Origin of the sequence: Serratia sp. CY52157 (assembly GCF_052168495.1) — a bacterium.
Lineage (GTDB): Bacteria > Pseudomonadota > Gammaproteobacteria > Enterobacterales > Enterobacteriaceae > Serratia > Serratia ureilytica.
The window spans coordinates 596,734-623,479 of sequence record NZ_JBJNMO010000002.1; the positions used below are offsets into that span (position 1 = coordinate 596,734).

The 26,746-nt window shown below is 63.2% G+C and carries 25 protein-coding genes and 1 pseudogene; 16 read left to right on the forward strand and 10 right to left on the reverse strand.

Annotated features, from left to right (window positions below):
* Positions 1–87 precede the first annotated feature (87 nt).
* The 3 genes from yedA to ACJ8IP_RS12650 all read right to left on the reverse strand — a co-directional run bounded on the left by yedA (position 88) and on the right by ACJ8IP_RS12650 (position 2,445).
* Entirely contained in the window at positions 88–1,011 is a 924-nt protein-coding gene (gene yedA, locus ACJ8IP_RS12640; RefSeq protein WP_033650530.1) for a drug/metabolite exporter YedA, read from the reverse strand.
* A 108-nt stretch (positions 1,012–1,119) separates the two neighbouring features.
* Entirely contained in the window at positions 1,120–1,614 is a 495-nt protein-coding gene (locus ACJ8IP_RS12645; RefSeq protein ID WP_033642363.1) for a DUF2878 domain-containing protein, read from the reverse strand.
* Between the two features lie 177 nt (positions 1,615–1,791).
* The gene (locus ACJ8IP_RS12650) at positions 1,792–2,445 is read right to left on the reverse strand and encodes a helix-turn-helix transcriptional regulator (RefSeq protein ID WP_033642364.1); all 654 of its coding nucleotides are present in this window, start codon (positions 2,443–2,445) and stop codon (positions 1,792–1,794) included.
* Between the two features lie 103 nt (positions 2,446–2,548).
* On the opposite strand from ACJ8IP_RS12650, the gene ACJ8IP_RS12655 reads away from it, so the two are divergent.
* The 3 genes from ACJ8IP_RS12655 to ACJ8IP_RS12665 all read left to right on the forward strand — a co-directional run bounded on the left by ACJ8IP_RS12655 (position 2,549) and on the right by ACJ8IP_RS12665 (position 5,228).
* Positions 2,549–4,003, forward strand: coding sequence for an MFS transporter (locus tag ACJ8IP_RS12655; protein WP_108680334.1), 1,455 nt, complete (start codon positions 2,549–2,551; stop codon positions 4,001–4,003).
* Positions 4,004–4,137: 134 nt separating this feature from the next.
* On the forward strand, positions 4,138–4,707 hold the full coding sequence (locus tag ACJ8IP_RS12660) for a helix-turn-helix domain-containing protein (protein ID WP_033642366.1): 570 nt from the start codon (positions 4,138–4,140) through the stop codon (positions 4,705–4,707).
* Positions 4,708–4,709: 2 nt separating this feature from the next.
* Positions 4,710–5,228, forward strand: coding sequence for a GNAT family N-acetyltransferase (locus tag ACJ8IP_RS12665; protein ID WP_033642367.1), 519 nt, complete (start codon positions 4,710–4,712; stop codon positions 5,226–5,228).
* Between the two features lie 3 nt (positions 5,229–5,231).
* Here the strand turns inward: ACJ8IP_RS12665 and ACJ8IP_RS12670 are convergent, their stop codons facing one another.
* From ACJ8IP_RS12670 to ompC, 3 genes are all read right to left on the reverse strand, one after another.
* Complete coding sequence (locus tag ACJ8IP_RS12670) at positions 5,232–6,062, reverse strand: 5'-nucleotidase, lipoprotein e(P4) family (RefSeq protein ID WP_049866662.1); 831 nt, start codon at positions 6,060–6,062, stop codon at positions 5,232–5,234.
* A 15-nt stretch (positions 6,063–6,077) separates the two neighbouring features.
* Positions 6,078–6,926 (reverse strand): GNAT family N-acetyltransferase, encoded by an 849-nt coding sequence (locus ACJ8IP_RS12675; RefSeq protein WP_042783961.1) that lies wholly within the window; start codon positions 6,924–6,926, stop codon positions 6,078–6,080.
* 179 nt (positions 6,927–7,105) lie between these two features.
* On the reverse strand, positions 7,106–8,203 hold the full coding sequence (gene ompC / locus ACJ8IP_RS12680; protein ID WP_164107244.1) for a porin OmpC: 1,098 nt from the start codon (positions 8,201–8,203) through the stop codon (positions 7,106–7,108).
* Positions 8,204–8,443: 240 nt separating this feature from the next.
* Between ompC and ACJ8IP_RS12685 the strand changes: the two genes are divergently transcribed.
* The 4 genes from ACJ8IP_RS12685 to dinG all read left to right on the forward strand — a co-directional run bounded on the left by ACJ8IP_RS12685 (position 8,444) and on the right by dinG (position 12,203).
* On the forward strand, positions 8,444–9,100 hold the full coding sequence (locus ACJ8IP_RS12685) for a glutathione S-transferase family protein (RefSeq protein WP_094144109.1): 657 nt from the start codon (positions 8,444–8,446) through the stop codon (positions 9,098–9,100).
* Between the two features lie 123 nt (positions 9,101–9,223).
* Complete coding sequence (locus ACJ8IP_RS12690; protein WP_442524408.1) at positions 9,224–9,556, forward strand: carboxymuconolactone decarboxylase family protein; 333 nt, start codon at positions 9,224–9,226, stop codon at positions 9,554–9,556.
* Positions 9,546–9,938 carry a tautomerase family protein gene (locus ACJ8IP_RS12695; protein ID WP_046686661.1) on the forward strand — a complete coding sequence of 131 codons (393 nt, stop codon included), beginning with the start codon at positions 9,546–9,548 and terminating at the stop codon, positions 9,936–9,938. The genes ACJ8IP_RS12690 and ACJ8IP_RS12695 overlap by 11 nt, the downstream gene beginning before the upstream one ends.
* Positions 9,939–10,004: 66 nt before the next feature.
* Positions 10,005–12,203: an ATP-dependent DNA helicase DinG gene (gene dinG, locus ACJ8IP_RS12700; RefSeq protein WP_164107245.1), complete on the forward strand. Its 2,199-nt coding sequence runs from the start codon at positions 10,005–10,007 to the stop codon at positions 12,201–12,203.
* On the opposite strand, the gene ACJ8IP_RS12705 is transcribed toward dinG, so the two are convergent.
* Positions 12,204–12,638 carry an Lrp/AsnC family transcriptional regulator gene (locus tag ACJ8IP_RS12705; RefSeq protein ID WP_042783967.1) on the reverse strand — a complete coding sequence of 145 codons (435 nt, stop codon included), beginning with the start codon at positions 12,636–12,638 and terminating at the stop codon, positions 12,204–12,206.
* A gap of 136 nt (positions 12,639–12,774) precedes the next feature.
* Between ACJ8IP_RS12705 and ACJ8IP_RS12710 the strand changes: the two genes are divergently transcribed.
* Positions 12,775–13,683, forward strand: a complete 909-nt coding sequence (locus tag ACJ8IP_RS12710; RefSeq protein WP_164107246.1) for a DMT family transporter — start codon at positions 12,775–12,777, stop codon at positions 13,681–13,683.
* Between the two features lie 3 nt (positions 13,684–13,686).
* Here the strand turns inward: ACJ8IP_RS12710 and prpR are convergent, their stop codons facing one another.
* On the reverse strand, positions 13,687–15,288 hold the full coding sequence (gene prpR / locus ACJ8IP_RS12715) for a propionate catabolism operon regulatory protein PrpR (protein WP_164107247.1): 1,602 nt from the start codon (positions 15,286–15,288) through the stop codon (positions 13,687–13,689).
* A gap of 244 nt (positions 15,289–15,532) precedes the next feature.
* On the opposite strand from prpR, the gene prpB reads away from it, so the two are divergent.
* From prpB to ACJ8IP_RS12735, 4 genes are all read left to right on the forward strand, one after another.
* Entirely contained in the window at positions 15,533–16,423 is an 891-nt protein-coding gene (gene prpB / locus ACJ8IP_RS12720) for a methylisocitrate lyase (RefSeq protein WP_442524409.1), read from the forward strand.
* Between the two features lie 33 nt (positions 16,424–16,456).
* On the forward strand, positions 16,457–17,620 hold the full coding sequence (prpC, locus tag ACJ8IP_RS12725) for a bifunctional 2-methylcitrate synthase/citrate synthase (protein ID WP_164107248.1): 1,164 nt from the start codon (positions 16,457–16,459) through the stop codon (positions 17,618–17,620).
* Between the two features lie 50 nt (positions 17,621–17,670).
* Positions 17,671–19,122 (forward strand): bifunctional 2-methylcitrate dehydratase/aconitate hydratase, encoded by a 1,452-nt coding sequence (locus ACJ8IP_RS12730; RefSeq protein ID WP_164107266.1) that lies wholly within the window; start codon positions 17,671–17,673, stop codon positions 19,120–19,122.
* Positions 19,123–19,201: 79 nt separating this feature from the next.
* The gene (locus tag ACJ8IP_RS12735) at positions 19,202–19,831 is read left to right on the forward strand and encodes a LysE family translocator (RefSeq protein ID WP_060444218.1); all 630 of its coding nucleotides are present in this window, start codon (positions 19,202–19,204) and stop codon (positions 19,829–19,831) included.
* Here ACJ8IP_RS12735 and ACJ8IP_RS12740 read toward each other — a convergent pair.
* On the reverse strand, positions 19,828–20,667 hold the full coding sequence (locus tag ACJ8IP_RS12740) for a helix-turn-helix transcriptional regulator (RefSeq protein ID WP_033650544.1): 840 nt from the start codon (positions 20,665–20,667) through the stop codon (positions 19,828–19,830). The genes ACJ8IP_RS12735 and ACJ8IP_RS12740 overlap by 4 nt on opposite strands.
* 99 nt (positions 20,668–20,766) lie before the next feature.
* Here ACJ8IP_RS12740 and ACJ8IP_RS12745 point away from each other — a divergent pair, with 99 nt between their 5' ends.
* From ACJ8IP_RS12745 to ACJ8IP_RS12760, 4 genes and pseudogenes are all read left to right on the forward strand, one after another.
* Positions 20,767–22,191 carry an MFS transporter gene (locus ACJ8IP_RS12745; protein WP_442524410.1) on the forward strand — a complete coding sequence of 475 codons (1,425 nt, stop codon included), beginning with the start codon at positions 20,767–20,769 and terminating at the stop codon, positions 22,189–22,191.
* Positions 22,192–22,248: 57 nt separating this feature from the next.
* Positions 22,249–22,878 (forward strand): FMN-binding negative transcriptional regulator, encoded by a 630-nt coding sequence (locus tag ACJ8IP_RS12750; RefSeq protein WP_164107250.1) that lies wholly within the window; start codon positions 22,249–22,251, stop codon positions 22,876–22,878.
* A gap of 37 nt (positions 22,879–22,915) precedes the next feature.
* A complete protein-coding gene (gene ybiB / locus ACJ8IP_RS12755; RefSeq protein ID WP_164107251.1) occupies positions 22,916–23,875 on the forward strand; it encodes a DNA-binding protein YbiB in 960 nt (319 codons plus the stop codon).
* A 46-nt stretch (positions 23,876–23,921) separates the two neighbouring features.
* Positions 23,922–25,778: pseudogene (locus ACJ8IP_RS12760) on the forward strand (M3 family metallopeptidase).
* 62 nt (positions 25,779–25,840) lie between these two features.
* Here the strand turns inward: ACJ8IP_RS12760 and ACJ8IP_RS12765 are convergent.
* A complete protein-coding gene (locus tag ACJ8IP_RS12765) occupies positions 25,841–26,476 on the reverse strand; it encodes a carbonic anhydrase (RefSeq protein WP_004939270.1) in 636 nt (211 codons plus the stop codon).
* Positions 26,477–26,746 lie beyond the last annotated feature (270 nt).

Consider the following 26,746-nt stretch of genomic DNA (forward strand, 5'->3'; position numbering starts at 1 on the left):
GTTGCTTGGAACAGCGGGAATTATAGCCCCTTCGCCGGGTGAAACAAGAATCGTTTTTAACGGCGGCCCGCAGACCGCCCTTTGTGATCATCGCCGTTCGCAGTCGATGGCCTGTACGTTGGCCGGGCGGGCGAACAGGTATTTTCCCAGCGTCACCAGCACCACCGCCGCCACGATGATCACCAGCGCCAGCCACTCGCGCGGCGCCAGCGATTCACCGGCAAAACCGATGCCGAGCAGCACCGCCACTACCGGGTTGACGTAGGCATAGCTGGTGGCGACCGCCGGGCGCACGTTCTTCAACAAGAACATATAGGCGCTGATCGCCAGCATCGAACCGAAGACGATCAGATAGCCCAGCGCCAGAAAGCCGCCGGTGCTCGGCATCTGAACGAGGCGCTCGCCGCTCAGCTGGCTGGCTGCCAATAACACCACGCCGGCGACCAGCATCTCCGCCGCGCCGGCCATCGGCCCGGCCGGCAGCGAGATGCGCGATCCCAACACCGATCCGAAGGCCCAACTGGCCGACGCCAGCAAAATCAGCAGCGCGCCGGTCGGATTGCCCACCAGGTTGTTGCCGGTATTAAGCAGCACGATGCCCACCAATCCGAGCGCGATGCCGGCCCATTCCAGCTTGGTGTTGCGCATGCCCCACAACAGGCTGAAGCAGAGGGTGAACAGCGGCACCGTCGCCACCATCACCGCCGCGATGCCGGACGGCACGTGTTGGTGTTCCGCCACCGTCACCAGGCCGTTGCCCACCGCCAGCAGCAGAATGCCGATGGCGCCGGCGGCCAGCCACTGCTTCGGCGTCGGCAGCGCGTGGCCGCGCCAGGCCAGGAAACTGAACAGCACGATGCCGGCTAGCAGAAAGCGAATCCCGGCCATCATCAGCGGCGGCCACTGTTCGACGCCCAGACGAATGACGAAATAGGTGGAACCCCAAACGATATATAACGTGAACAACGCCCCGATCAACGGCAGGACGCTACGGCTTTGTTGGCTAAGCATAGGATTGTATTTTGCGGGAATGATTATTATTAGAACGCTCAGTAAACCCGATCGGGCAACCGATAAGCAATGGCCTGCGGCATTATTTTTCCGGCAGCCGAAAGCCGTTCAATGGCCTTGCTGTTTCCACTGCAGCCAACTGACGGCCGGCAGATAAATCGACCAGCCGATGGCCAGCAGCAGCAGCATGAACTCCGGCGGCATGCCGGGCAGCAGGGCGTCCAGTTTCCAGGACACGGCGTAGGCGAAGGGGCCGAGGGCGGCGCCCAATACCGCCAGCGGCCAGGGCGCCGCTCTGACCACGTCCAACAGCCAATACCACCAGCAGCCGAAGCCGATCCACAGCGCGATGGTCCAGAGCGGCAGGCCGTGTTGCCCGCTGTAATGCAGCACGCCGCTGTAGCTCCACAGACCATCCATGCCGATGCCGCCCAAGGCGGCCAGGGCGGCGCCCTTGCGGCGGGCGGCGGGGGTAAAGATCAGCGCCAGCGCCGCACCGGCCAGCAGTATGCCGTTGAGCCGATCGCGAGTCAGCAGCGCCAGCAGCCAGCAGACGCCCAGCCCCAGCGTCGCCAGCCAGAATCCGGCATGCGGCTTCTTCATCGTTCAACTCCCGTGGGGTTACTCTGCCGCCGTGCGCAGCGCGCCGACGGAGGTGTCAGAACGGGCGCGGGGCCCGTTGTTTGCCTGAATATTCGATAATTCAACCTTAGAAGGGAAGGTGCGGGGTGCACAAGCAGAATAATCTGTACCGGTTGAAAACGCGGGCAAAAACCGGTGTTACAAGAGAGAAATCCGGTAGGCGCAGCGGCGAGAGCCGGCCAGAATGTGTTCGGCGCGCTCCACCTGCGCCTGCAGCACTTCGGTGAAGATGCTCAGCTCAGCGCGGCAGAAGCCCTGGCAGACGGTGGCGGCGGCGCAGATCGGGCAGTGGTTTTCCACCAGCAGATAGGCGCCGTCTTCCTCCTGACGCCATTCGGCCATATACCCTTCGCGGCAGCGGATCTCGGTGAGACGCGCCACGCGTTCGCGCAGATCGGTGGCGCCGATCATCGCCTGCTTGTAGTTGATGCGGTTTTCCTGCTCACGGGTCTCGATCAGCAGGTCGATCGCCTGTTCACCCAGCTTGTCACGCACGGTGCGCAGCAGCTGCACCGTCAGATCCGCATGGGTGTCCGGAAAGCGTGCGTTACCGGCGGCAGTCAAATGCCACAGCTGCACCGGGCGGCCCACGCCGCGCGTTTCCGCGATCGCTTCGACCAGCCCCTCTTTCGCCAGCTTGACGAACTGCTGGCGGGCCGCTTCACCGGTGGTGCCGAGCACTTTTCCTGCGTCTGAGGCTTGCTGCGGGCCGCGGGTCTTCAATAGCGTCAGCAAACGGTCACTGACCGATTGTGCGGTGCTGCCGCCATTTTCCAAGTTTATTCTTGACATATTTCTCCGCCTCGCCCTAACTTATTCCAAGATAACTCTTGTTAAATTTAACGCAATCTCATGACCAACTCAATGCCATTCCTCTGAAAACAGGACAACAACCGTGATAACCCATGACGATAGCCGCTGGAGCGACCTTTTCTCCGGCAAAAATGCGGCCAGTGCGATCGCGCTCTCGCTTGGCGTGGCGCTGCATGCCATCAATATTCTGGTCGCCACCACCATTCTGCCCTCGGTGGTGCAGGATATTGGCGGTCTGGAGCTCTATGCCTGGAACACCACGCTGTTCGTGGTGGCGTCGATCCTCGGCTCCGCGCTGTCGGCCCGCTTGCTCAGCGGCTACGGCGCGCGCAACGCCTATCTGGTCGCTTCGCTGTTTTTCATCGCCGGAGCGGGGCTGTGCGCGCTGGCGCCGAGCATGCCGGTGATGCTGATCGGCCGCACGGTGCAGGGATTCGGCGGCGGGCTGATCTTTGCGCTCTCCTACGCGATGATCAATCTGGTGTTCGAGCAGCGATTGTGGCCGCGCGCCATGGCGCTTATCTCGGCGATGTGGGGCATCGCCACGCTGGTCGGCCCGGCGGTAGGCGGCATTTTCGCCGAGTTGCACGCCTGGCGTTGGGCCTTCGGCATTCTGCTGCCGATCATGGCGCTGTACGCCGCGTTTACCTTCCTGATCCTGCCCAAGGGCCAGGCGCAGCAGGCAGCCGCGCCGCTGCCGACCGCGCAGCTGCTGTTGCTGACCGTGGCGGTGCTGGTGGTGTCCGCCGGCAGCCTGGCGCACAGCGTCTGGATCAACCTGGCGGGCATCGCGCTTTCGCTGGCGCTGATGGCCTGGCTGATGAAGCGCGAGGCGCGCTCGCGCGCGCACCTGTTGCCGCATGGCGCGCTGCGGCGCGGCTCATCGTTGGCGGCGCTCTATATTACGGTGTCGTTGCTGGTAATCGGCATGACCAGCGAAATCTTCGTGCCCTATTTCCTGCAGTTGCTGCACGGCCAGTCGCCGCTGATCTCCGGCTATATCGCCGCGACCATGGCCGCCGGCTGGACGTTGTCCGAAATCCTCAGCTCCGGCTGGCGCGGGGCGGGCATTCGCCGGGCGATCGTCAGCGGGCCGCTGTTCGTGCTGGTGGGCCTGCTGGCGCTGGCGATCCTGATGCCGACGCCCTCCGGCGGTCACTGGCAGGCGCTGACCCCGATCGTCATCGCGTTGTCGCTGGTGGGATTCGGCATCGGCTTCGGCTGGCCGCATCTGTTGACGCGTATTTTGCAGGTGGCGCCTGAAGCGGACAAAGACATCGCCGGCGCCTCGATCACCACGGTGCAACTGTTCGCCACCGCATTCGGCGCGGCGCTGGCGGGGATGATCGCCAACCTGGCGGGGCTGAACGATCCGGGCGGCGCGGCGGGCGCGGCATCGGCGGCGCGTTGGCTGTTCCTGGCGTTCGCGCTGGCGCCGCTGCTGGCGGTATTCAGCGCCTGGCGCTGCGCCGCGATCGCGCCGCCGGCCGCCGAGACGGGCAATTTTGTACCCAACCCGTCCTCGCGCGAGTGCTAGAACGCTTCTCCTCATTCGGCGATGTTTGCGGTGATCCTGGCGTTATTCCTGCGCGACATTGTTAAAATTCGCTTGCTATATCTCTAATTTGAGATTATTTCTCTTATATGGGATTTTCAAGCGGAGTGTGAACGATGGATAACGGTCTGGACAATGCCGACCTGAGGTTGGCGCAGCGGCTGGCGGATTTGCGCCAGCAACGGGCGTGGTCGCTGGAGGAGCTGGCGCAGCGCACCGGCCTTAGCCGGGCGACGCTCTCGCGGGTGGAGCGCGCCGAGACCAGCCCGACGGCGTCGTTGCTGAACCGGCTGTGCGCCGCCTATGGGTTGACCATGTCGCGCCTGCTGAGCGAGATCGAAGACGAGCCGCCGGAGCTGTTGCGGCCGCAGCAGCAACCGGTGTGGGTCGATCGCGCCAGCGGTTTTCACCGTCGCTCCGTTTCTCCCCCCGCTGCGTTGTATAAGGCTGAATTTATCGAAGCCCGGCTCGATGCCGGCGCGCAGATCGATTACGACCTGCCGTCGATTCCGGCGCTGGAGCACCATCTCTGGCTGCTGTCCGGGCAGCTGGAGTTGACGCTGGAAGGGCGCGTTTTCCGGTTATCATCCGGCGACTGCCTGCGCTACCGCCTGTTCGGCGCCTCCCGTTTCCATGTCCCCGGCGATGAGCCGGCCCATTACACCCTCGTTATTTGCAGGCCATAGCCATGATTGAATTGCAACAGTGGGACGCCGGCGCGGCGCAAAGCGCCATTGCCGAATTGGCCGAAATGCTGCACGCCAGCGTGGCGCACGGCGCCAGCATCGGTTTTGTCATGCCTTTCACGCTGACGCAGGCGCAGGCGTTTTGGCAGGGGTTGCTGCCGGCCATCGCGCGGGGAGAGCGTGCGATGCTGGTGGCGCTCGCGAACGGCCGGCCGGTCGGCACCGTGCAGCTGCTGTTGGCGATGCCGGACAACGGCCGTCACCGGGCGGAAGTGGTCAAGCTGATGGTGCACCCGCAGGCGCGGCGGCAGGGCGTCGCCCGGCTGTTGATGCAGGAAGTGCAGGCGCTGGCGGCGCGTCATCGCCGCAGCCTGTTGGTGCTGGATACCCTGAGCGGCAGCGCGGCGCAGGGGCTGTACCGTCAATTGGGGTTCGAGGCGGCGGGCGACATCCCGCAATACGCCCGCGCCAGCGACGGCGGGGCGTTGGAGGCCACCTGCTATATGTACAAACTGCTGTGAGGGTTAGCGCCCGCGCCAGGCTTTGATCGCCTGCTGGCGCACCTGCAGCTTTTGCTGCGGCGTCAGCTTGTTGTAGTCGCGAGCCAGGCCGCTTTCCCAGTCGCCGTACATCGGGTTGGGCAGCACGATGAATTCGGTGCCGAACTTGGCCTGGTTCTTGCTGACGAACGCCCGGCGCTGCGCATTGTCCTGGTGGTAAGTCGCGGCGCCGAAGTCGTTCAGGTTGTCGCCCGCGTACACCACGATGTCATAGCCGGCTTGTTTAATGGCGTCGAAGCGCGCCTGTTTATTGGCGGTGTCGGTGCTGAGCAGCACGGTTTTTGCCGACAGGCCGGTGAAACCGAGCTTCTGCATGTTGGCCACCGTGGCGGCGTAGTCGCTCTGTTTACGGTTCGACACGTAGAACATGGTCCCCTGATGGGCGTTAACATAGCGGGCGAACGCCACTGCGCCCGGCACCGCGGCGGCCTGTTCGGCCTGCGTCCATTTGGCCCAAGTCGCGCCGTCGTACGGTCGGCCCTGCTGCGCCTGCCAGCCGGAGTAGGCGCTGTTATCCAGCATGGTTTCATCCAGATCGACCACCACCGCCTTTTTACGGCCTGGCGCGGCCCTGGCCTGATCGAAGGCGCGCTGCGCGCTGTTGAACGCCTGATGCGCCAGCGCCTGGTATTCGCCGGACTGTTGGAACCAGTTGACCGCCAGCACCGATTGATCCGCCAACCGCTGCTGGGCCTGCGCGTCGGCGTGCGGCGGCTGTGCGCAACCGGTCAAGGCCAGCAGCGCGACGCCCATCGCCGCGCCGAGGGTGAGTGTGCGTACCTGTTTTCCTGCCATTGTTATCTCTCTTTTTTATTGTGGACTGTCCAGCAGCATATCCATCTCGAACTGACGCAGGGGATCCTGCCGCCAGCCAAGATGCGTAAAGAAGGGGGCGGCCACCTCGGGCACAAAAACGTTGGCGGTCAGCGGCAAAGGGGCGAACTGCGCTTGCAGAGCGGCCAGCAAGGCGCGGGCATGCCCCTGGCCGCGATGCTGCGGCGGCACGTAGATCAGGCGCAGCCAGCAGTGCTCGGTGCCGGGCATCACCACGGCGTAGGCTTGGCGTTCGAGGGTATAAGCGCGCGGTTTGCCCGGCAGTTTGAACAACGACTCGGGGGCGATCAGCCAGGGCAGGTCGGTGGCGCCTTCCGCCGTCAGGCGATGGCTGACGGTCAGCGGATCGACCGCCTGCAGCACCGCCTTGCCTGGCGGCACGGCCGCCGGCGCCTGATGGCCGGTCAGGGTGCGCACGATGCGCAGCCCGGCGCGGTGGTACAGCGCCAGCGCGGCTTCGTTGCCTTCGATCACTTCCAGCGACAGCCGATGATCGCCGCGCTGACGGGCATCCGCTACTACCCGTTGCATCAGCGCCTTACCCAGCCCCTGGCCGCGCATCTCGGGGCGTACGGAAAAGGCCGCGATCCGGCTGTGCCGGCCGCGGCGGGCGATCAGCGCCACCGCCACCGGTTCATTGCGATGGGTGACGATCAGGCTGTCGTTCAGGCTGAGATCTTCGGCGCCGAAGCGGGCGGCGAAGGTCGGCCCGTCGAGGACGAAACGCACGATGTAGTTTTCAAAACAGTGGTTGAGGATGTTCGCCAGTTCGTCGCTGCTGTAGCGCACGGCGTTGTGATAGTTAAACCGACCGTCGTTATGCATGGCTGATTCCGCTCGGGGGAAAGCTATACATGTAGACCCGTTTGTTTGGCAAGGCAAGCGGGGGCATTCGCCGACGGGGAAAATAAAAACAAAAAAGCCGGACGCAGCCGCCCGGCGAAATAAAACTCTGGGTATCAAGTGACGCTAAAGTTTGCAGTGGTGGTTATTCATTCATCACATCAGAACTGATAGGTCAGGGCGACGGCAATCACGTTGTCGTCTTTCAGACCCAGCTTATTATTGCTGTCGAGCTGGTTGATTTTATAATCGACATAGGTCGACATGTTCTTGTTGAAATAGTAGTACGCGCCGACGTCGATATATTTCACCAGGTCGGCATCGCCGATGCCTTCAATATCTTTGCCCTTCTGCTGAACGTAGCCCAGCGATGGACGCAGACCGAAGTCGAACTGATATTGCGCAACCAGTTCCAGGCCTTCGGCTTTATTGGCGAAGCCGCTGACGGAAGTGGAGCGGTTATTGATGGTGGCGGTGCCGGAAATTGGCGCGATGTTGCGGCTTTCCGAGTAGGTCGCGGCCAGGTAGACATCGTTGTTGTCATACTTCAGACCGGTGGCCCAGATATCGGCCTTGTCGCCTTTACCGAAGGTGCCCGCTTTCTGACTGGCGGTGCGGTTGGAAGAGGCATAGGCGGCGCCCACGCTCAGGCCGTCGATGATTTCATAGCTGGAGGAAAGACCCCAGCCGTCGCCGTTAGCCTTGCTGGCGGAGCGGCCGTCGTTTTCGTTCTTGCCCTGATACTGGACGGCGAATTTCAGGCCGTCGACCAGACCGAAGAAGTTGTTATTGCGGTAGGTGGCGACGCCGTTGGTGCGGCCGTTCATGAAGTTGTCGGTTTTGACGTACGCGTCGTCGCCGAATTCAGGCAGCATATCCGTCCAGGCGCCGACGTCGTAAATAATGCCGTAATTGCGACCGTAGTCGAAAGAACCGAGGTCTTTATATTTCAGACCGGCGAAGCCCAGACGCGTTTTAGTGTCTTTGGTGCCGTCGGATTCAGAATGGTTAGCGGCGATCTGATATTCCCACTGGCCGTAACCGGTCAGCATGTCATTAATCTGGGTGGCGCCTTTAAAGCCGATACGGACGTAGGTTTTATCGCCATCGTTGCCGGCATCATCGGAGAAATAATGCAGGGCTTTCACACGACCGTAAAAATCGAGTTTGTTGCCGTCTTTATTGTAGATTTCTGCTGCCTGTGCCGCTTGCGCAAGTAAAAGTGCCGGAATAATAACGGCCAGAAGATTACGTTTCATGGGTTACCCTGCTTTATTCGATTAAAAGACGCTATCATCAGTTGCATTGCTGCTTTACTGTGCCGTCCGGTTGTTGGCGGCGGAGAATTTTTACCGTAGTAATGTGATCTATTTATGACAAAAAATTCATTTTCATGTCGAACGATTAAAAAAGTCGCGCAAAGGGTGAATTTTTTCTGCAACCGACGGTCGGCGGCTGGTCTACAGTTACCGATAGCCTGATCGGTTTCCGGAGGAATCATGCACGATACTTATACATTGTTCGGTACGCAGGGGTGTGGCTCGACCATCGTGGCCGCCGCGTTGGTGCTGACCGCGTTCCCCTGGGGCTACGAGGAAGTGGATTACACCCAGGACGGCCCGGAGCGGGATCGCCTGTTGGCGTTGAACCCGCTCGGTCAGGTCCCCACTCTGGTGCTGCCTGATGACGAAGTGATGACGGAGAGCGCGGCGATTATCCTGCTGCTGCACGATCGCGCGCCGCACGCCGAATTGGCGCCGCCCGGCGGCTCGCCGCTGTTGCCGCGCTTTTTGCGCTGGCTGTTGTTCATCAACGCAGAGATTTACCCCACTTTCACCTACGCCGACCATCCGCAGCGCTGGCAGCCGAAAACGGAAGGGGCGGAACAGCTGAAAAACGCAGTGATGAGCTATCGCGAGCGTTTATTGCGGCAGCTGAACGCCGCTGCCGGTGCCGCCGGCCCGTGGTTTCTCGGCAAGAGCTTCAGCGCGCTGGATCTGTACGTGGCGGTGATGTGCAACTGGCGGCCGGGGCGCGCGTGGTTCCGGCAACACTGCCCGCGGCTTTACGCCATCGCCGAACGGGTGGAGCAGCGGCCGGAGCTGAATGCGCTGCTGAGCGCCCATTTCGACGGCGTTGCGCCGCTGGAATCGTAATATCTCCCCGCCGTCGGCGGGGAACCCTCCCGTTTTTCTGAACCGAGACTGCCGAAAATCCCGATTTTCACTCGCCTCGTCGGCGGGTAGCGTAAGGCTATCCGCAACTGACAGGAGAGTGTGATGCAATCAGAATCCCGGGCCGGACAACAGGCGTTCGGCGATATCGCCCCCAAGCTGGCGCAGCTCAGCGACAGCGTCTTGTTTGACGATGTCTGGCAGCGGCCAGAGCTGAGCCCGCGCGAGCGCAGCGTGATCACCGTCGCCGCGCTGGTGGCGCTCAACCGCCTGGAGCAACTGCCGTTTCATCTGCAGCTGGCGCAGCGCAACGGCGTGGCGCATCAGCAGCTGGCTGAGCTCATCACCCACCTGGCGTTTTACGCCGGCTGGCCCGCGGCGGCGTCGGCCGTGGCGCGCTTGCGCGAGCTGGAACCGGAGGCGCCCCATGCCGTTTAGCCGCATCGCCCTGCATCAGGGCAAATCCGCCGACTACCTGCAAACCTTGTCCGACAGCCTGCATCAGGCGCTGGTGGAGGCCTTCGAGGTGCCGCCGGCGGACAAATTTCAGGCGATCGATCAATACCGCCCCGGTGAGCTTATCTACGATCGCGACTATCTCGGCGGGCCGCGCAGTGCGGATTTCGTGCTGTTCTACATCACCGCCGGGCGGCCGCGCGACAGCGACACCAAGCGGCGTTTTTACCGGCGGTTGGCGACGCTGCTGGCGGAGAACCTGCGGCTGAACCCCGAGGATGTGATGGTGGTGATCGCCACCACCCAGTTGGACGAATGGTCGTTCGGCGCCGGGCGCGCCTCGATGATCGATCCGCAGACGTAACTCGGGCTGACGCCGCCGGCGGTCTGTGGGACAATAGCGCCATCATTTCGTTTAGATAAGAGTTGAATGGCGCTCTCCTCCGCAGTTAAAGATCAGATTGGCCAGTGGTACAAAGCCCTGCAGCAGCAAATACCGGATTTCATTTCCCGCGCGCCCCAGCGTCAGATGATCGCCGAGGTGGCGAAGACGCTGGCCGGCGACTACCCGCGCCATCTGGCGATCGAGGCGCCGACCGGCGTCGGCAAAACGCTGTCTTACCTGATACCGGGCATCGCCGTCGGGCGGGCGGAGAGCAAACCGCTGGTGGTCAGCACCGCCAACGTGGCGCTGCAGGATCAGATCTACAGCAAGGATTTGCCGCTGCTGAAGAAGATTATTCCCGATCTGAAATTTACCGGCGCCTTTGGCCGCGGGCGTTACGTCTGCCCGCGCAATCTGGCGGCGATGAGCACCGACGTTAGCCAACAGGGCGATCTGACGCTGTTTCTCGACGACGAGCTGGCGCCGTCCAGCGGTGAAGAGCAGGCGCTGTGTCAGAAGCTGACCAAGGCGCTGGCCCGCTTTGAGTGGGACGGGCTGCGCGATCACTATCAGCAGAGCATCGACGATCCGCTGTGGGCCAAGCTGAGCACCGACAAGACCAACTGCCTGGGGCGCAACTGTCACTACATTCGCGAATGCCCGTTCTATATCGCCCGCAAAGAGATCGAGAGCGCCGACGTGGTGGTGGCCAACCACGCGCTGGTGATGGCGGCGCTGGAGACGGAATCGGTGCTGCCGAACCCGAAAGAGCTGCTGCTGGTGCTGGACGAAGGCCACCATTTGCCGGAGGTGGCGCGCGACGCGCTGGAGATCGACGGGGAAATCACCGCGCTGTCGACCAACCTGCAGCTGGACATGATCGTGCGCCAGGTCGAACAGTGCATGACGCAGTACCGGCCGAAGAATCCGCCGGGGCTGGCCAACAGCGAACGGCTGAAAAACCATTGCGAGGAGCTGCGCGAGCTGGTGCAGATCTTCGAGCATCAGGTCAGCGCCTATCTGCCCGGCGACAGCGTGGTGGCCGAGCACCGTTTTGAAATGGGCGAGCTGCCCGCGGAGATGGTGGAGAGCTGCGCGCGGCTGTTCAAACTGACCGATGCGCTGCGCGGGCTGGCGGAGTTCGTGCTTAACGATCTTACCGAACAGACCGGCAAGCACGACATCATGCGTCTGCACCGCTCGATCATTCAGATGAGCCGCACGCTGGGCTATCTGGAGGCGATGAGCAAGCTGTGGCGGCTGGCGGCGCTCGACAAGTCGTCCAACGCGCCGATCTCCAAATGGGTCACGCGCGAACTGCGCGATAACGTCACCCATCTGTATTTGCACTGCGTCGGCATTCGCGTCAGCGATCAGCTGGAAAAGCTGCTGTGGCGCAAGGTGCCGCACGTGGTGGTCACCTCGGCCACGCTGCGTTCACTGAACAGCTTCGCGCGTTTGCAAGAGATGAGCGGGTTGAGCGAGAAGGCCGGCGATCGCTTCGAAACGCTCTCATCGCCGTTCAATCACGTCGAACAGGGCAAGATTGTCATTCCGCAGATGCGCTACGAACCGGCGCTCGCCAATGAGGTGGAGCACCTTGAGGAAATGGCGCGGTTTTTCCGCGCCGAGCAGGCGAGCGGCAAGCACAAAGGCATGCTGATCCTGTTCAGCAGCCACCGGGCGATGCAGACTTTCCTCAGCTACGTGACCGATCTGCGGCTGATGCTGCTGGTGCAGGGCGACCAGCCGCGCTACCGGCTGGTGGAAGAGCACCGCAAGCGGGTGGAGAAGGGCGTCGCCAGCGTGCTGGTGGGGCTGCAATCGTTCGCCGAAGGGCTGGATCTGAAAGGCGAACTGCTGACCCAGGTGCATATTCACAAAATCGCGTTCCCGCCGATCGACAGCCCGGTGATCATCACCGAAGGCGAGTGGCTGAAATCGCTGAAGCGTTATCCGTTCGAAGTGCAGAGCCTGCCGAGCGCCTCGTTCAACCTGATCCAGCAGGTCGGCCGCCTGATCCGCAGCAACCAATGTTACGGCGAGATCGTGATCTACGATCGCCGGCTGTTGACCAAAAACTACGGTTCGCGGCTGTTGGCGTCGTTGCCGGTGTTCCCGATTGAGCAGCGCGCGGTGCCGGAGCCCGACAAGGCGCATCTGGCGGCGCTGAAATCCGCCGCCGACGCGGCTAAAAAAGAGAAGAAGCGCGGCAACCCGTTCGCCCGCAAACGGCGGCGTTGATCAGAGCAGCGGCGGCAGGCGGCGCTTGACCGGCGTGGTTTTCACGATCGAGGTGTTGCTCTGCGCGTGTTCGGCCAGCCGATCGAGGGTGTGGTCGAGCTGTTCCATCGAGTGCGCCACCAGCCGCACGATAAAGCAGTCTTCGCCGGTCACCTTATCGCATTCGACCACTTCCGGGATCGCCTGAATCAGCTGTTCGACCTTCTTCAGCATGCCCGGCAGCGGCTTGATGCGCACCAGCGACTGAAAGGCGTAACCCACCGCCTGCAGATTGACGTTCAGGGTATAGCCCTGGATCACGCCGCTTTCCTCCAGCCGCCGCAGTCTTTCCGACGTGCTCGGCGACGACAGGCCAACCTGCGCGCTCAGCGTCTTCAACGATGCGCGCGCATCTTCCGCCAGAATGGTCAGGATTTGGCGATCGATATCATCCATAACGCCTCCGTTAGGTGTTTCCTGGATTGTAGCTGCGAGAAAAAGGCAGTTAAGCATATCTGCCTTTTTTATGCTATGGAAAGCCGCCCCGCGAAGCCGCAAGCTATGTCTCTGGGCAAGCTTTGAGGAACGCAGAATGAATGCAGAGATAAAACGCGGCTCGCTGGAGATGGCGGCGGCGATGCTGATTTCCGGCTCCATCGGCTGGTTTGTGCTGATGTCCGGCCAGCCGGTGGTCAACGTGGTGTTTTGGCGCTGCGCGGTGGGGGCGCTGGTGCTGCTGGCGGTGTGCGGCGCGCTGGGCCAGCTGCGCCGCGATGCGCTGACGCGCGCCACGCTGCTGCTGGCGATCGCCGGCGGCGTCGCGCTGGTGATCAACTGGCTGCTGCTGTTCGCCGCCTATTCCTATGCCTCTATCTCCATCGCCACCGCGGTGTACAACACCCAGCCGTTTATGCTGGTGGGGCTGGGGGCGCTGTTTCTGGGGGAACGGCTGACCGCCCACAAGTTGCTGTGGTTGGGGCTGGCGTTCGGCGGCATGATGCTGGTGGTGCTGGCTCAGCCGCGGCAGGCGGGGGAGCAGAGTCATTATCTGGCGGGCATCGCGCTGGCGCTCGGCGCGGCGTTTTTCTACGCCCTGATGGCGCTGGCGGCCAAGCGGCTGAAGGGCACGCCGCCGCATCTTATTGCGCTGATCCAGGTAACGGTAGGGGCGGTGATGCTGCTGCCGCTGGTGGATTTTCATGCGTCGGCCAGCGTGGGCCAGTGGGGGATGCTGGCGACGCTCGGCGTGTTGCATACCGGCCTGATGTACGTGCTGATGTACGGCGCGTTGCAGAAGCTGCCGACCCACCTGATCGGCTCGCTGTCGTTCATCTACCCGATCGCCGCCATGCTGGTGGATCGCCTGGCGTTTGGCCACCGGCTGTCGGCATGGCAACTGCTGGGGACGGCGATCATCCTGCTGGCGGCGGCGGGCATGAACCTGCTGGGCGATCGGCGAGCGCGACTGCTGCCGGCCTCGGATGGCCGGCGCGCCGGCTGATGCTCAGTTCGGTTTTTTCAGCCGGCGCCATAAAGTGGTGCGGCTGATCCCAAGCAACCGGGCGGCCGCGGCGTGGTCGCCTCCGCACCGCGCCAGGGCTTCGTGGGCGGAGATGGGCGCCGCCTGCGTCTCGGGCGGCGGGGCCACCGCCAGCTCCGGCAGCAGCCACTGCAGGGTCTCGCCGCTCGGCGCGACGCCGGTGCTCAGCATCAGCGCCACCCGCTCCATCATGTTGCGCAGCTCGCGCAGGTTGCCGGGCCAGGCGTAATGACCCAGCGCGGCGTAACACCCGGCCAGGGCGGCGCGCAGCGGCTCCGTCAGCGGCACGTCGAGCGCCGCCAGCGACTGTTTCAGAAAGTGTTCCGCCAGCATCGCGATATCGTTGCCGCGCGCCCGCAATGGCGGCAGCTGCAGCCGCAGGGCGCTCAGGCGGTAAAACAGATCGGCGCGAAAATCGCCCTGTTGAATCGCCTGCTCCAGGCGGGTGTGGGTGGCGCTGATGACGCGAAAGTCGACCTTTACCGGCTGTTGCCCGCCGACCCGGGTGATGGTTTTTTCTTCCAGCGCCCGCAGCAGCCGGGTTTGCAGGTGCAGCGGCATTTCGCCGATCTCATCCAGAAACAGGGTGCCGCCGTTGGCGGTTTCCAGCAGCCCGCGTCGGCCGCCGCGCCGTGAACCGGTGAAGGCGCCTTCTTCATAGCCGAACAGCTCCGCCTCCAGCAGCGATTCGGCGATGGCGCCGCAGTTGATGGCGACGAACGGCGGCGTCGCGCCCCTGGACGGCGCGCCGCGCCGGGAAAAGTATTCGCGGTGGACCGCCTGCGCCGCCAGCTCTTTGCCAGTGCCGGTTTCGCCTTCAATCAACACCGCCGCCGGCGAGCGGGCGTACAGCATGATGGTGCGCCGGGTCTGCTCCATCTGCGGGGAGTCGCCCTGTAAATCGCTCAGCCCATAGCGCGGCTGCAGGGTATCGCGCGCGGCGTAGTCGCCGCCGCGTTTGGCGCCGCCCAGCATCAGGCGCGTCACGTCCAGCGCGTCGCTGAAGGCGGCGCGCAGGGTGGCGGCGGAATAGAGAAAAATGGCGGTGAGCCCGGCCTCTTCCGCCAGATCGCTGATGAGGCCGGCGCCGACCACCGCCTGAATGCCGGCGGCTTTCAGCTCGGCGATCTGGCCGCGCGCGTCCTCTTCGGTGACGTAACTGCGCTGCTCCAGCGGCAGATCGAAGGTTTGCTGGAACTCCATCAGCGCGGGCAGGGGCGTTTTATAGGTGATGACGCCGATCCGATCGGCGGTTCTGCGCGCCTGGCTCAGCGCCTGCAGCAGGTCGAAGCCGCCGGGCTTGACCAAAATGACCGGCACCGACAGGCGGCTTTTCAGGTAGGCGCCGTTGGAGCCGGCGGCGATGATGGCGTCGCAAGGCTCGCTAGCCAGGCGAGAGCGGATATGCTGCACCGCCTCCTCAAAGCCGAGGCGGATCGGGGTGATGGTCGCCAGATGGTCGAACTCGAGACTGATATCCCGGAACAGATCGAACAGGCGGGTGATGGAGACGGTCCAGATCACCGGTTTGTCCGGCGTGCGGGGCGGCGTGATGTGATCGCTCATGGTGGGTTACCGAATGAAAGTGGCTGCATTAGGTGTAGCCTTGTTTCAGTCATGTTTCAAATATGCCGACTGAAACCGAGATTGAAACGTTAACTGAAACGTTTTTTATCGCTTGGTATGCCCAATGGCGATGCGAATTTTATAACTCACTTATTTTTATCGCTTTTAATTTTTTCCTCGCCAAAGTGCAACCTGGCCCGCCCCTTGCTCTGTCTGTTCCATCTAGCTAATTGGAGAGAACGTCATGACGCTGCGCTCACCCGGGCTCGCCTTTCGTCAGGCCCTGAGTAAAGAAAAACCCTTGCAAATCGCCGGCGCGATCAACGCCAACCATGCCCTGCTGGCCCAGCGGGCGGGGTTCCAGGCCATCTATCTTTCCGGCGGCGGCGTGGCGGCCGGTTCGCTGGGGCTGCCGGACCTGGGTATTTCGACGCTGGACGATGTGTTGACCGATATTCGCCGCATCACCGATGTCTGCCCGCTGCCGCTGCTGGTGGATGTCGACAGCGGTTTCGGCGCATCGGCGTTCAACGTCGCCCGCACGGTGCGCTCGGTGAGCAAGGCCGGGGCGGCGGCGCTGCATATCGAAGATCAGGTCGGCGCCAAGCGCTGCGGCCATCGGCCCAATAAGGCCATCGTCTCCACCGAAGAGATGGTGGATCGCATCAAGGCGGCGGTAGATGCGCGCAGCGATCCGGACTTCGTGATCATGGCGCGCACCGATGCGCTGGCGGTGGAGGGGCTGGAGGCGGCCATCGAGCGCGCTCAGGCTTACATGGCGGCCGGGGCCGACATGCTGTTCCCGGAAGCGATCACCGAGCTGGGCATGTACCGCCGCTTCGCCGAAGCGACGCAGGTGCCGATCCTCGCCAACATCACCGAATTCGGCGCGACGCCGCTGTTCACTACCGAGGAGCTGCGCAGCGCCCGGGTGGATATGGCGCTGTATCCGCTGTCGGCCTTCCGGGCGATGAATCGGGCGGCGGAGCGGGTGTACCGCGCTCTGCGCGAGGAGGGCACGCAGAAAAACGTCATCGACACCATGCAGACCCGCAACGAGCTGTATGAAAGCATCAACTACTATTTGTTCGAAGAGAAACTCGACGCTCTGTTCGCTCGCCAACGCGACGAATAAGCGCCATTCACGCAGAAGCTAAATGAGGACAGTATGAGCCAAGCGATCCCCCCGCAAAGCCCGACTGGCGTTAAGCCGAAAAAATCCGTGGCGTTATCCGGCGTGCCCGCCGGGAATACCGCGCTGTGTTCCGTAGGGCGCAGCGGCAACGATCTGCACTACCGCGGTTACGACATTCTCGACCTCGCGCGCCACTGCGAGTTTGAAGAGGTCGCCCATCTGCTGATCCACGGCAAGTTGCCCAACCGCGACGAACTACATGCCTACAAGCAGCGGCTCAAGGCGCTGCGCGGCCTGCCCGCCAGCGTGCGCACGGTGCTGGAGGCGCTGCCGGCGGCATCTCACCCGATGGACGTGATGCGCACCGGCGTTTCGGCCCTCGGCTGCACGCTGCCGGAAAAAGAGCAGCACGGCGCGGCCGGCGCGCGCGACATCGCCGATCGGCTGCTGGCGTCGTTGGGATCGATGCTGCTCTACTGGTATCACTACAGCCACAACGGCGAGCGCATTCAGCCGGAGACCGACGACGATTCCATCGGCGGCCACTTCCTGCACCTGCTGCACGGCGCAACGCCTTCCGCCTGCTGGGAGCAGGCGATGCACGCGTCATTGATCCTGTACGCCGAGCATGAGTTCAACGCCTCGACCTTCGCCGGCCGGGTGATCGCCGGCACCGGATCCGATGTCTATTCGGCGATCGTCGGCGCCATTGGCGCGCTGCGCGGGCCGAAGCACGGCGGCGCCAACGAGGTGTCGCTGGAGATCCAGCAACGCTATGAAACGCCGGACGAAGCGGAAGCCGACATTCGCCGCCGCATCGACAACAAAGAGGTGGTGATCGGCTTCGGGCACCCGGTGTATACCGTCTCCGATCCGCGCCATCAGGTGATCAAAGAGATCGCGCTGCGCCTGTCGCAGGACGCGGGCGCGATGAAGCTGTATGACATCGCCGACCGGCTGGAAAGCGTGATGCGCGACACCAAAAACATGTTCCCCAACCTCGACTGGTTCTCGGCGGTGTCTTACCACCAGCTGGGGGTGCCCACCGAAATGTTCACGCCGCTGTTCGTCATGGCGCGCGTCAGCGGCTGGTCGGCGCACATCATTGAGCAACGGCAGGACAACAAAATCATTCGCCCGTCCGCCAACTATACCGGGCCGGAAGCGCGAGCCTTCGTACCGCTGGATCAGCGCTGAGCGCCGGTCGTTATCGTGTCGTTTTCACTCTGGAGCCTTTGGGAATCATGATGCTTGAGTCTGCCAATACCCGCCGTCCGCCGTTCGATCGCGAAATGGTCGATATCGTCGATTATGTGATGAAAGAGGCCGTCGATACCCCGGCGGCGTACCGCACCGCCCATTATTGCCTGCTCGATACCCTCGGCTGCGGGCTGGAGGCGCTGAGCTACCCGGCCTGCAAGAAACTGATGGGGCCGGTGGTGCCGGGCGCCGAGGTGCTGAACGGCAGCCGGGTGCCCGGCACCCGTTTCCAGCTGGATCCGGTGCAGGCGGCGTTCAATATCGGCGCCATGATCCGCTGGCTCGACTTCAACGACACCTGGCTGGCGGCGGAGTGGGGCCACCCGTCGGACAACCTGGGCGGGATCCTGGCGGTGGCCGATTGGCTCTCTCGCCAGGCGGTGGCGGCGGGCAAAGCGCCGCTGACCATGCGGCAGGTGCTGATCGCCATGATCAAGGCGCATGAGATCCAGGGCTGCCTGGCGCTGGAAAACGCCTTCAACCGGGTAGGGTTGGATCACGTGCTGCTGGTGAAGGTGGCGTCCACCGCGGTGGTGGCGCAGCTGCTCTGCCTGAGCCGCGAGGCGATCCTGAACGCGGTGTCGCTGGCGTGGGTGGACGGGCAGTCGCTGCGCACCTACCGCCACGCGCCGAACGCCGGCACCCGCAAATCCTGGGCGGCGGGGGATGCGACCGCTCGCGCGGTGCGGCTGGCGCTGATGGCCGCCACCGGTGAGATGGGCTATCCCTCGGCGCTCACGGCGCCGACCTGGGGATTCTACGATGTCTCGTTCAACGGCAAACCTTTCCGCTTCCAGCGGCCGTACGGCGCGTATGTGATGGAGAACGTGCTGTTTAAAATTTCGTTCCCGGCGGAGTTCCATGCCCAGACCGCCGTGGAGGCGGCCATGACGCTGCACCGCCAGATGCAGGCCGCCGGCAAAACCGCCGCCGACATCGCCGCAGTGAGCATCCGCACTCACGAGGCCTGCCTGCGCATTATCGACAAGCAGGGGCCGCTGGATAACCCGGCGGATCGCGATCACTGCATTCAGTATATGGTGGCGATCCCGCTGCTGTTCGGCCGGCTGACGGCGGCGGATTACGAGGACCGGGTGGCCGAAGATCCGCGCATCGACGTATTGCGTAGCAAGATACATTGCCATGAAGATCCCGCCTTCACGCGCGATTATCACGATCCGGAAAAACGCTCGATAGCCAATGCGCTGACGGTGGAGTTCGCCGACGGCAGCCGTCTGGATGAGGTGGCGGTGGAGTATCCTATCGGCCATGCGCGGCGGCGCGAAGAGGGCATCCCGCTGCTGATCGAGAAGTTCAAAACCAACCTGGCGCGCCAGTTCCCGGCCCTGCAGCAGCAGCGCATTCTTGAGGTGTCGCTGGACCGGCAGCGGCTGGCGCAGATGCCGGTCAACGAGTATCTCGATTTGTGGGTGATCTGAGGTGAGCGGCGCTGACAAGCCACGTCGGCGTCGCTATGATGGACGCTCCATCCCCGTCCGTCTTCTTATCAGGTGATTCATGATTGATGCTGCAACGCTGTTGTTGTTTTCCGGTGCCTGCGTGGCGCTGGCGCTGACCCCCGGCCCGGATATGCTGCTGATCGCTTCGCGCAGCGTCAGCCAGGGGCGGCGGGCCGGTTTCGCTTCGCTGGCGGGCATTCAACTCGGCACTTACTGCCATGCGCTGGCGGCGGCGCTGGGGTTGTCGCAACTGTTCGTCGCGGTGCCGCTGGCTTACGACGCGGTGAGAATGTTGGGCGCAGCTTATCTGCTCTATCTGGCGTGGAAAACGTTGCGATCCGGCAGCAGTCTGCAGGCTTCCGCCGGGTTGCAGGCGGTGCCGACGGCGCGCATTTTCCGACAGGGGCTGCTGACCAACATCCTCAACCCGAAGATGGCGCTGTTCGTGTTGGCGCTGTTCCCGCAGTTTATCGATCCGCGCGCCGGCTCGGTGGTGGTGCAGATGCTGGCGCTGGCGACGGTGCTGAATCTGGTCGGCTTGCTGATTAACGGCGGGGTGATCCTGGCGGTCAGCGGCATGAAAAGCCGTTTCGTCGGCCGCCGTTTCAGCGCCCGCTGGCCGAACTACCTGCTGAGCGGCGTGTTCGCCGGGCTGGCCTGCAAACTCATTTTCGACAGCCGTCGTTAATCCTCGCGCAGCAGCGCTTCAAACGCCGCGCTGGCCGGTTCGTCCGGCAGCGCGCTGTACATCACCAGCCGCAGATGGTTCTCTTCGTCGACGATGAAAGAGGCATGGTCAAAGGTGACCGGGCCGATCTCCGGGACGACGAAGCTGCGCCGTCCCTGACAGCGTCCGTGAATGTCATGCTGCCGCCAGAGCCGGCGGAACGGCGGCGACACCCGCTCCAGCGCCTGCACCCGTTGGCGCATCACCTCATCCTCCGGCGCGCGGGCGTAGTCGCGGCGGAAGCTGGCCAGGATTTGCGGCGCCTGCGCTTGCCACTCCAGCAGGCGCTCATTGAGCTGCGGATCGGCAAACAACATCCACAACATGTTGCGCTCTTGCGCCGGGCGATCGCCGATGGCGAACAGCCGCTGCGCCGCCGGATTCCAGGCGATGATGTCCCAACTCAGGTTCATGACGTAGGCCGGCCGCAGCGCCAAATCGTCCAGCAGACGCCGCACCAACGGCGAAACCTGACACCACTGATGCCCAACCGGCACCGGCGGGCGCTGATGCGCCAATAAGAACAGGTGGTAGCGGCCGGCGGCGTCGAGCTGCAGCACCCGCGCCAGATTTTCCAAAAACGTCACCGACGCATTGATTTCCCTGCCTTGCTCCAGCCAGGTGTACCAGGTGAGGCCGACGCCGGCCAGCGCCGCCACCTCCTCGCGCCGCAAGCCCGGCGTGCGGCGGCGGCTGCCGCTCGGCAAGCCGACCGCCTCTGGCGACAGCTGTTCTCGCTTTTGCCGCAGAAAATCCCCCAGTTCGTGGCGGGTGCGTTCGAGGGTGCGTGGGGGCATGTCGGCCGTCCTGTTGCTGTCAGTAATAGTATAAATGGCTATATAGTAACAGTTTAAACCTTGTTCCATACTGCGGCCATCATAATCTCTGGAGGTGGTATGGAACATTCATTATCTGGTGAGCGGCGAGGGCTGCCCGGCCTGCCGGTGCTGCTGTTGGGCGGTTTTGTCACGGTGTTCGATCTGTTCGTGGTCAACGTGGCGGCGCCGGTGATCCAGCGGCAGTTCGCCGCCGATTTCGCCGGGGTCGGTTTGATCGTCGCCGGTTACGAGCTGGCGTTTGGGGTGCTGTTGATCGCCGGTGGGCGCCTGGGCGATCGCTTCGGGCGTCGGCGCTTGTTCAGCCTCGGCATGCTGGGATTCACGTTGAGTTCTCTGCTGTGCGGGCTGGCGGGATCGCTCGGCCTGCTGATCGCCGCGCGTATTCTGCAGGGGGCGACGGCGGCGCTGTTGTTCCCGCAAATTTACGCCTTGATGCGGGTGCTGTATGCGCCGCAACAGCGGCGGCGCGCCTTCGCCTGGCTGGGCATGACGCTGGGATTGGCGGCGATCTTCGGCCAGATCCTCGGCGGATTTATCATCGAGGCTAACCTGTTCGGCAGCGGCTGGCGCATGATCTTTTTGATCAATTTGCCGATCGGCGCACTGGCGCTGTGGGCGGCGCGGCGCATTCCCGAATCGCGGGTGGCGCAGGCGCAGCGGCTGGACGGCGTTGGCCTGTGGCTGGCGGCGACCGGCCTGTCGCTGTTGCTGCTGCCGCTGCTGGAGGGGCCGGCGCGCGGCTGGCCGTGGTGGATAGCGCCGATGTTGGCGTTGGCGATGCTGACGCTGTGGGGCTTCCTGCGTTGGGAGCGCCGTCTGGCGCAGCGTGGTGATGATGCGGTGCTCGATCCGGCGCTGTTCCGCCAGGCGGGTTTCGCGCCGGGCATGGCGGTGGTGCTGGCGATTTATGCCACCGCTTCCTCGTTTTTCTTGTGTTTCGCGCTGCTGCTGCAGGCGGGGGCCGGGCTGACGCCTTTTCAGGCGGGCAGCCTGTTCGCCCCGGCCAGCGCGGCCTTTATGTTGGCGTCGATGCTGGCGCCCCGGCTGGCGCAGCGGTGGGGCAACGGCGTGCTGAGCGTGGGCGTGGCGATTTACGCCGCCGGGTTGGCGCTATTGATGGCGCAGGCGCTGTGGGGTGAGGCGCTGGCGCATCCGCTGCAGCTGCTGCCGGGGTTGGTGATTTTGGGATTCGGTCAGGCGCTGAGCATGACGCCGCTGTTGAATCTGGTGCTGGGTTTGGCGCAGGAGCGGCAGGCGGGGATGGCGGCGGGTCTGGTCGCCACCGTGCAGCAGGTGGGAGGCGCGTTGGGCATCGTGGTCAGCGGCGTCGGTTTTGTGCCGCTGTTGGCGAGCGGCGGCGCGGCGGAGCGCTATGCCCAGGCCTTTGCCGGCGCCATGGTATTTAATCTGTTGGCGATGGGCGTGGCCCTGTTGTTGTTAAAGCGGATCACTCGAAATACTCAGAAAGCGGATCTTAAGTAGGCCGCCGGCGGGTGCTTTACTGTCGTCATCATGAGAGCGCGATAAGGAGCCCCACTGATGTTTCAACCCGCCGCATTTCGCGAAGACGATCTGGATGCCCAACTGGCGTTGATCCGCGCCCACCCGCTGGGGCTGTTGGTCAGCCACGGCGAGCACGGATTGACGGCCGACCCGCTGCCGTTTGTGGCTGATGTCGAGCAGGGGCAGCTGCGGCTGCGGGCGCACCTGTCGCGCGCCAACGAGCACTGGCGGCGGTTGCGGCACGACGCGGAATGCCTGGTGATCTTTCAAGGCCTGGAAGGTTATGTGTCGCCAGGCTGGTACCCGAGCAAACGCCAGACCGGCAAGGTGGTGCCGACCTGGAATTACAGCGTGGTGCAGCTGTATGGCGTGCCGACGATGACGGACGATCCGGCCTGGCTGCGCCGCCAGCTGATCGCTCTTACCGCGCAGCAGGAAGGGCGACGCCCGGAACCCTGGCGGCTCGATGATGCGCCGGCCAACTACATCGCCGCGCAGCTTAAAGGCATCGTCGGCATCGAGATCGCCGTCACCCGGCGTGAAGGCAAATGGAAGATGAGCCAAAACCGCAGCGCCGACGACGCCGGCGGGGTCATCGCCGGGCTGCGCGAGGGCGATGACGCGCAGCGGCGACTGGCGCAGGAGGTTGAGCGGCGGCGCGGATAGGGTATGCTAACTGAAGGGCAGCCAGGGGAACCTTCGGATGGATTACACCAAAATTATCAAAGAAATAGGCCGCGGCAAAAATCATGCGCGCGACCTGGATCAACAGACCGCTTTTCAACTGTATCTGGCGATGCTGGCCGGGGAGGTCCCCGAACTTGAGCTGGGCGGCATTCTGATCGCGCTGCGCATCAAGGGCGAAGCCGAAGAGGAGATGCTGGGGTTCTACCAGGCGATGCAGCAGCAGGTATTGTCGCTGCAGGCGCCGCAAGGGCGCCCGCTGCCGGTAGTGCTGCCGAGCTACAACGGTGCGCGCAAGCAGGCCAACCTGACGCCGCTGCTGGCGCTGCTGCTGGCGAAAGTGGGCCTGCCGGTGGTGGTGCACGGCGTCCTGGACGACAGCACCCGCGTGACCAGCGCCGAGATTTTCCGCGCTCTGGGGCTGCCGTGGTCGGAACAGGCCGCTCACGCCCAGCGGCGTCTCGATAAAGGCGAGGCGGTATTCATGCCGGTTTCCACGCTGTCGGCGCCGTTGGCGCGGCAGCTCGGATTGCGTTGGCGCATGGGGGTGCGCAACAGTGCCCATACGCTGGCCAAGCTGGCGACGCCGTTTGGCGAACAGGATGCGTTGCGCCTCGCCAGCGTCTCACATCCGGAGTATGTTGGCCGGGTGGCGTCGTTTTTCCGCCAGATCGGCGCCCGCGGGTTGCTGATGCACGGCACGGAAGGCGAGGCCTACGCCAACCCGCTGCGCTGCCCGCAAATTCACCACATCGTCGGCGGCGAACAGCAGGTGCTGCTGGAGCGCACCTTGCCGGATGAAACGCCGGCATTGCCGGCGGCGAAAGACGCGGAAACCACCGCGCGCTGGACTGAACGCTGTCTGGCGGGTGAGGTGGCGATCCCGCAGGCTATCCAGCGGCAGGTCGCCTGTTGCCTGGTGGCCGCCGGCGAGAGCGAGACGCTGGAGCAGGGGCTGCAGCGCCTGCGTCAGGCCTAAGCGCGACTATACTGGGATATTTCCTCATCGGCTGAGAAGGACGGTTATGCAACAGGCTCTCGATTACTTCAATCAATTGAACCAGGATTACCTCGACGTTCACCGCGCTAAAGAAGAGCTGTTCTGGCAAAACTACATGGGCACTGGCGATGAAGACGTCTCGGCGCGCTTTTCCGCCGCGGAAAGCGCCTATAAGCGCTTCGTCGCCGAACCGCGCCGGCTGGCCGAGATCCGCAGTCTGCTTGCCGGGCTGGAAGCGTTGCCGCAGGAGGCGCAGCGCGATGCGCTGATCCATGGCCTGCAAGGTTGGCTGCGCTTTTTCGACTGCAACGCCATTGAAGACTCGCAGGCGCAGGCGCTGTTGGATCAAATCATCCACGCCGAGTCCGATCTCTACTCGCGCCGCAAGGGCTATCAGGTCACGCACCTGAACGCCGACGGGCGGCGGGTGGCGGCCTCGCTCGGCGAGCTGTTGACCAACCAGGCGACCAACCCGAACGAAGACTCTCGCCGCAGCTCGCAGCAGGCGCTGCGCGATCTGGAGCAATGGCTGCTGCATAACGGCCTGCCGGAGCTGATCGGCCTGCGCAACCGCTTTGCGCGCCAGATGGGCTATCGCAACTACTTCGATTACAAGGTGAACAAAACCGAGCGCATGACGCCGGAGCAGCTGTTCGCCATTCTGGATCGCTTCGAGCGGGAAACCCGCGCGGCCAACGCGCGCAGCCTGCGGCAGCTGGCGGCCGACAAGGGCGACCAGGCGCTGGAGCCGTGGAACGTACGCTTCGCCAGCGCCGGCGACGTTACCCGTCAACTGGATCCTTACTTCCCGTTTTCTCGTTCGCTGGAACGCTGAGTCGACAGCTTCAAACGCCTGCACATCGGTTTTGGCGGCGCCGAGATGAATCTCGATCTGCTGGTGCGCAAAGGCAAGTTTGAGAACGGCTTCATGCACGGCCCGGTGCCGCCGTTTGTGCGCCAGGAGGAATGGGTGCCGGCGCGCATCAACTTCACCAGCCTGGCGCAGCCGGGGCAGGTGGGCAGCGGCGCTTACGGGCTCAACACCCTGTTCCACGAGGGCGGCCACGCGGCGCACTTCGCCAACATCCGCCAGAATGCGCCGTGCTTCTCGCAGGAGTTTCCGCCGACCTCGATGGCCTATGCCGAAACCCAGTCGATGTTCTGCGACAGCCTGCTGGACGATGCCGACTGGTTGAAGCGCTATGCGAAAAACGCTGCCGGCGAAGCGGTGCCCGATGCGCTGATTGAAGCCGGCATCGCGGCGCGCCAGCCGATGCGCGCGTTCAACGAACGCCATATCCTGCTGGTGCCGTACTTCGAGTGGGCGTTGTATCAGTGGGATGACGAGCAGCGCACGCCGGAAGCCATCACCGCGCTGGCGCGCGAGGTCGAGCAAAAGATCCTCGGCATCAGCGGCAGCCCGCGCCCGACGTTGGCGATCCCGCACCTGCTGTCGCTGGAGTCCGCCTGTTCCTATCAGGGTTATCTGCTGGCGATGATGGCGGTGGAGCAAACCCGTCACTTCTTCCTGCAGCGCGACGGTTACCTGACGGACAACCCGGCCATCGGCCCGGATCTGGCGCAACACTACTGGTTGCCGGGCAACAGCGTCAGCCATGACGACACGCTGCGCAGCCTGACCGGCGAAGGGTTTAATCCGGACTATCTGGCGCAGGCCTGCAACCAGACGGTGGCGCAGGCGTGGCACGAGGCGCAGCAGACGATGGCCGCCGCGGCCAAGCGCCCGCAGCCGCCTGCAGATTTCGATTTGCAGGCGCACATCCGGGTGGTGGATGGCGAGACGGTATTGGCGGACAACGCTGAGGGTGACGAACGGATGTGCCGCGACTTCGCTGCGGCGATAGAGGCGCGCTTGGCTTAAGGCGGATAATAAAATCCACGCCGCGGCGTGGATTTTATTTAATGGCTAAACCGGACGCTATTTTATTCGAAATAGACGTCGGGATTATCGGCCAAAGACACGAAGCTCTTGGTGTTTCTATCCAGCGTGCGAATTTCGCCGCTTTCGATGTCGTACACCCAGCCGTGCAGGCGCAGCCCGCTGTTGCGCAGACCCACCGCCACAGAAGGGTGGGTTTTAATATTATTTAGCTGAGCAATAACGTTCTCTTCGACCATAGCGTTAACTTTGTCTGTTTCGCTATTCCACGTTTTCTTCTCGACCACCGCTTTTGCCGCATCGGCATAGTGCAGCCAGTGGGCCACGGCAGGCATGGGATCGAGGCACTGGCAGGAGGCTATCGCTTTCATGGCGCCGCAGTTCGAGTGGCCACAAATCACGATATCGGTAACCCCCAACGCCACCACTGCATACTCGATGGTGGCAGAGACGCCGCCCGGCTCCGGGCCGAAGGAAGGGACGATGTTGCCGGCGTTACGGATAACGAAAAGCTGCCCAGGTTCTTGCTGTGTGACCAGCTCGGGCACTAAACGGCTGTCAGAGCATGAGATAAACAGCGCTTTGGGATTTTGGCTGGAGGCAAGGCTGCGGAACAGTTCCTTGCGCTGCGGGAAAATCTCTTTCTGGAAACTGAGGAAACCTTCAATGATATGTTGCATACAACGCTCTCTGCATCTGTAGTCTGCGTAACATGATAATCATCCTCTCCCGTTAGTCCAGCTATGGGCAGGTAAAAAAATGTGTGTGCAAGCCGCCTGCAAACCCCATTGAATACAGGGTTTCTGCCTGTTGGCGACACAATTTTCCGGCTCGTTTACGCATGGGGGGATAATGCGGACGGCAAAAAACTCTTTGTTTTAGTTATTTAAAGAATAAATAGATTTTAGTGAGTCCATCATAAATCAGAATTGGTATCGCACTAACGAGAG

Bases quoted from the DNA above. Each gene is read 5' to 3' on its own strand.
- yedA (WP_033650530.1), bottom strand. From the start codon at position 1,011: ATGCTTAGCCAACAAAGCCGTAGCGTCCTGCCGTTGATCGGGGCGTTG.
- ACJ8IP_RS12645 (WP_033642363.1), bottom strand. From the start codon at position 1,614: ATGAAGAAGCCGCATGCCGGATTCTGGCTGGCGACGCTGGGGCTGGGC.
- ACJ8IP_RS12650 (WP_033642364.1), bottom strand. From the start codon at position 2,445: ATGTCAAGAATAAACTTGGAAAATGGCGGCAGCACCGCACAATCGGTC.
- ACJ8IP_RS12660 (WP_033642366.1), top strand. From the start codon at position 4,138: ATGGATAACGGTCTGGACAATGCCGACCTGAGGTTGGCGCAGCGGCTG.
- ACJ8IP_RS12665 (WP_033642367.1), top strand. From the start codon at position 4,710: ATGATTGAATTGCAACAGTGGGACGCCGGCGCGGCGCAAAGCGCCATT.
- ACJ8IP_RS12670 (WP_049866662.1), bottom strand. From the start codon at position 6,062: ATGGCAGGAAAACAGGTACGCACACTCACCCTCGGCGCGGCGATGGGC.
- ACJ8IP_RS12675 (WP_042783961.1), bottom strand. From the start codon at position 6,926: ATGCATAACGACGGTCGGTTTAACTATCACAACGCCGTGCGCTACAGC.
- ompC (WP_164107244.1), bottom strand. From the start codon at position 8,203: ATGAAACGTAATCTTCTGGCCGTTATTATTCCGGCACTTTTACTTGCG.
- ACJ8IP_RS12685 (WP_094144109.1), top strand. From the start codon at position 8,444: ATGCACGATACTTATACATTGTTCGGTACGCAGGGGTGTGGCTCGACC.
- ACJ8IP_RS12690 (WP_442524408.1), top strand. From the start codon at position 9,224: ATGCAATCAGAATCCCGGGCCGGACAACAGGCGTTCGGCGATATCGCC.
- ACJ8IP_RS12695 (WP_046686661.1), top strand. From the start codon at position 9,546: ATGCCGTTTAGCCGCATCGCCCTGCATCAGGGCAAATCCGCCGACTAC.
- dinG (WP_164107245.1), top strand. From the start codon at position 10,005: ATGGCGCTCTCCTCCGCAGTTAAAGATCAGATTGGCCAGTGGTACAAA.
- ACJ8IP_RS12705 (WP_042783967.1), bottom strand. From the start codon at position 12,638: ATGGATGATATCGATCGCCAAATCCTGACCATTCTGGCGGAAGATGCG.
- ACJ8IP_RS12710 (WP_164107246.1), top strand. From the start codon at position 12,775: ATGAATGCAGAGATAAAACGCGGCTCGCTGGAGATGGCGGCGGCGATG.
- prpR (WP_164107247.1), bottom strand. From the start codon at position 15,288: ATGAGCGATCACATCACGCCGCCCCGCACGCCGGACAAACCGGTGATC.
- prpB (WP_442524409.1), top strand. From the start codon at position 15,533: ATGACGCTGCGCTCACCCGGGCTCGCCTTTCGTCAGGCCCTGAGTAAA.
- prpC (WP_164107248.1), top strand. From the start codon at position 16,457: ATGAGCCAAGCGATCCCCCCGCAAAGCCCGACTGGCGTTAAGCCGAAA.
- ACJ8IP_RS12730 (WP_164107266.1), top strand. From the start codon at position 17,671: ATGCTTGAGTCTGCCAATACCCGCCGTCCGCCGTTCGATCGCGAAATG.
- ACJ8IP_RS12735 (WP_060444218.1), top strand. From the start codon at position 19,202: ATGATTGATGCTGCAACGCTGTTGTTGTTTTCCGGTGCCTGCGTGGCG.
- ACJ8IP_RS12740 (WP_033650544.1), bottom strand. From the start codon at position 20,667: ATGCCCCCACGCACCCTCGAACGCACCCGCCACGAACTGGGGGATTTT.
- ACJ8IP_RS12745 (WP_442524410.1), top strand. From the start codon at position 20,767: ATGGAACATTCATTATCTGGTGAGCGGCGAGGGCTGCCCGGCCTGCCG.
- ACJ8IP_RS12750 (WP_164107250.1), top strand. From the start codon at position 22,249: ATGTTTCAACCCGCCGCATTTCGCGAAGACGATCTGGATGCCCAACTG.
- ybiB (WP_164107251.1), top strand. From the start codon at position 22,916: ATGGATTACACCAAAATTATCAAAGAAATAGGCCGCGGCAAAAATCAT.
- ACJ8IP_RS12765 (WP_004939270.1), bottom strand. From the start codon at position 26,476: ATGCAACATATCATTGAAGGTTTCCTCAGTTTCCAGAAAGAGATTTTC.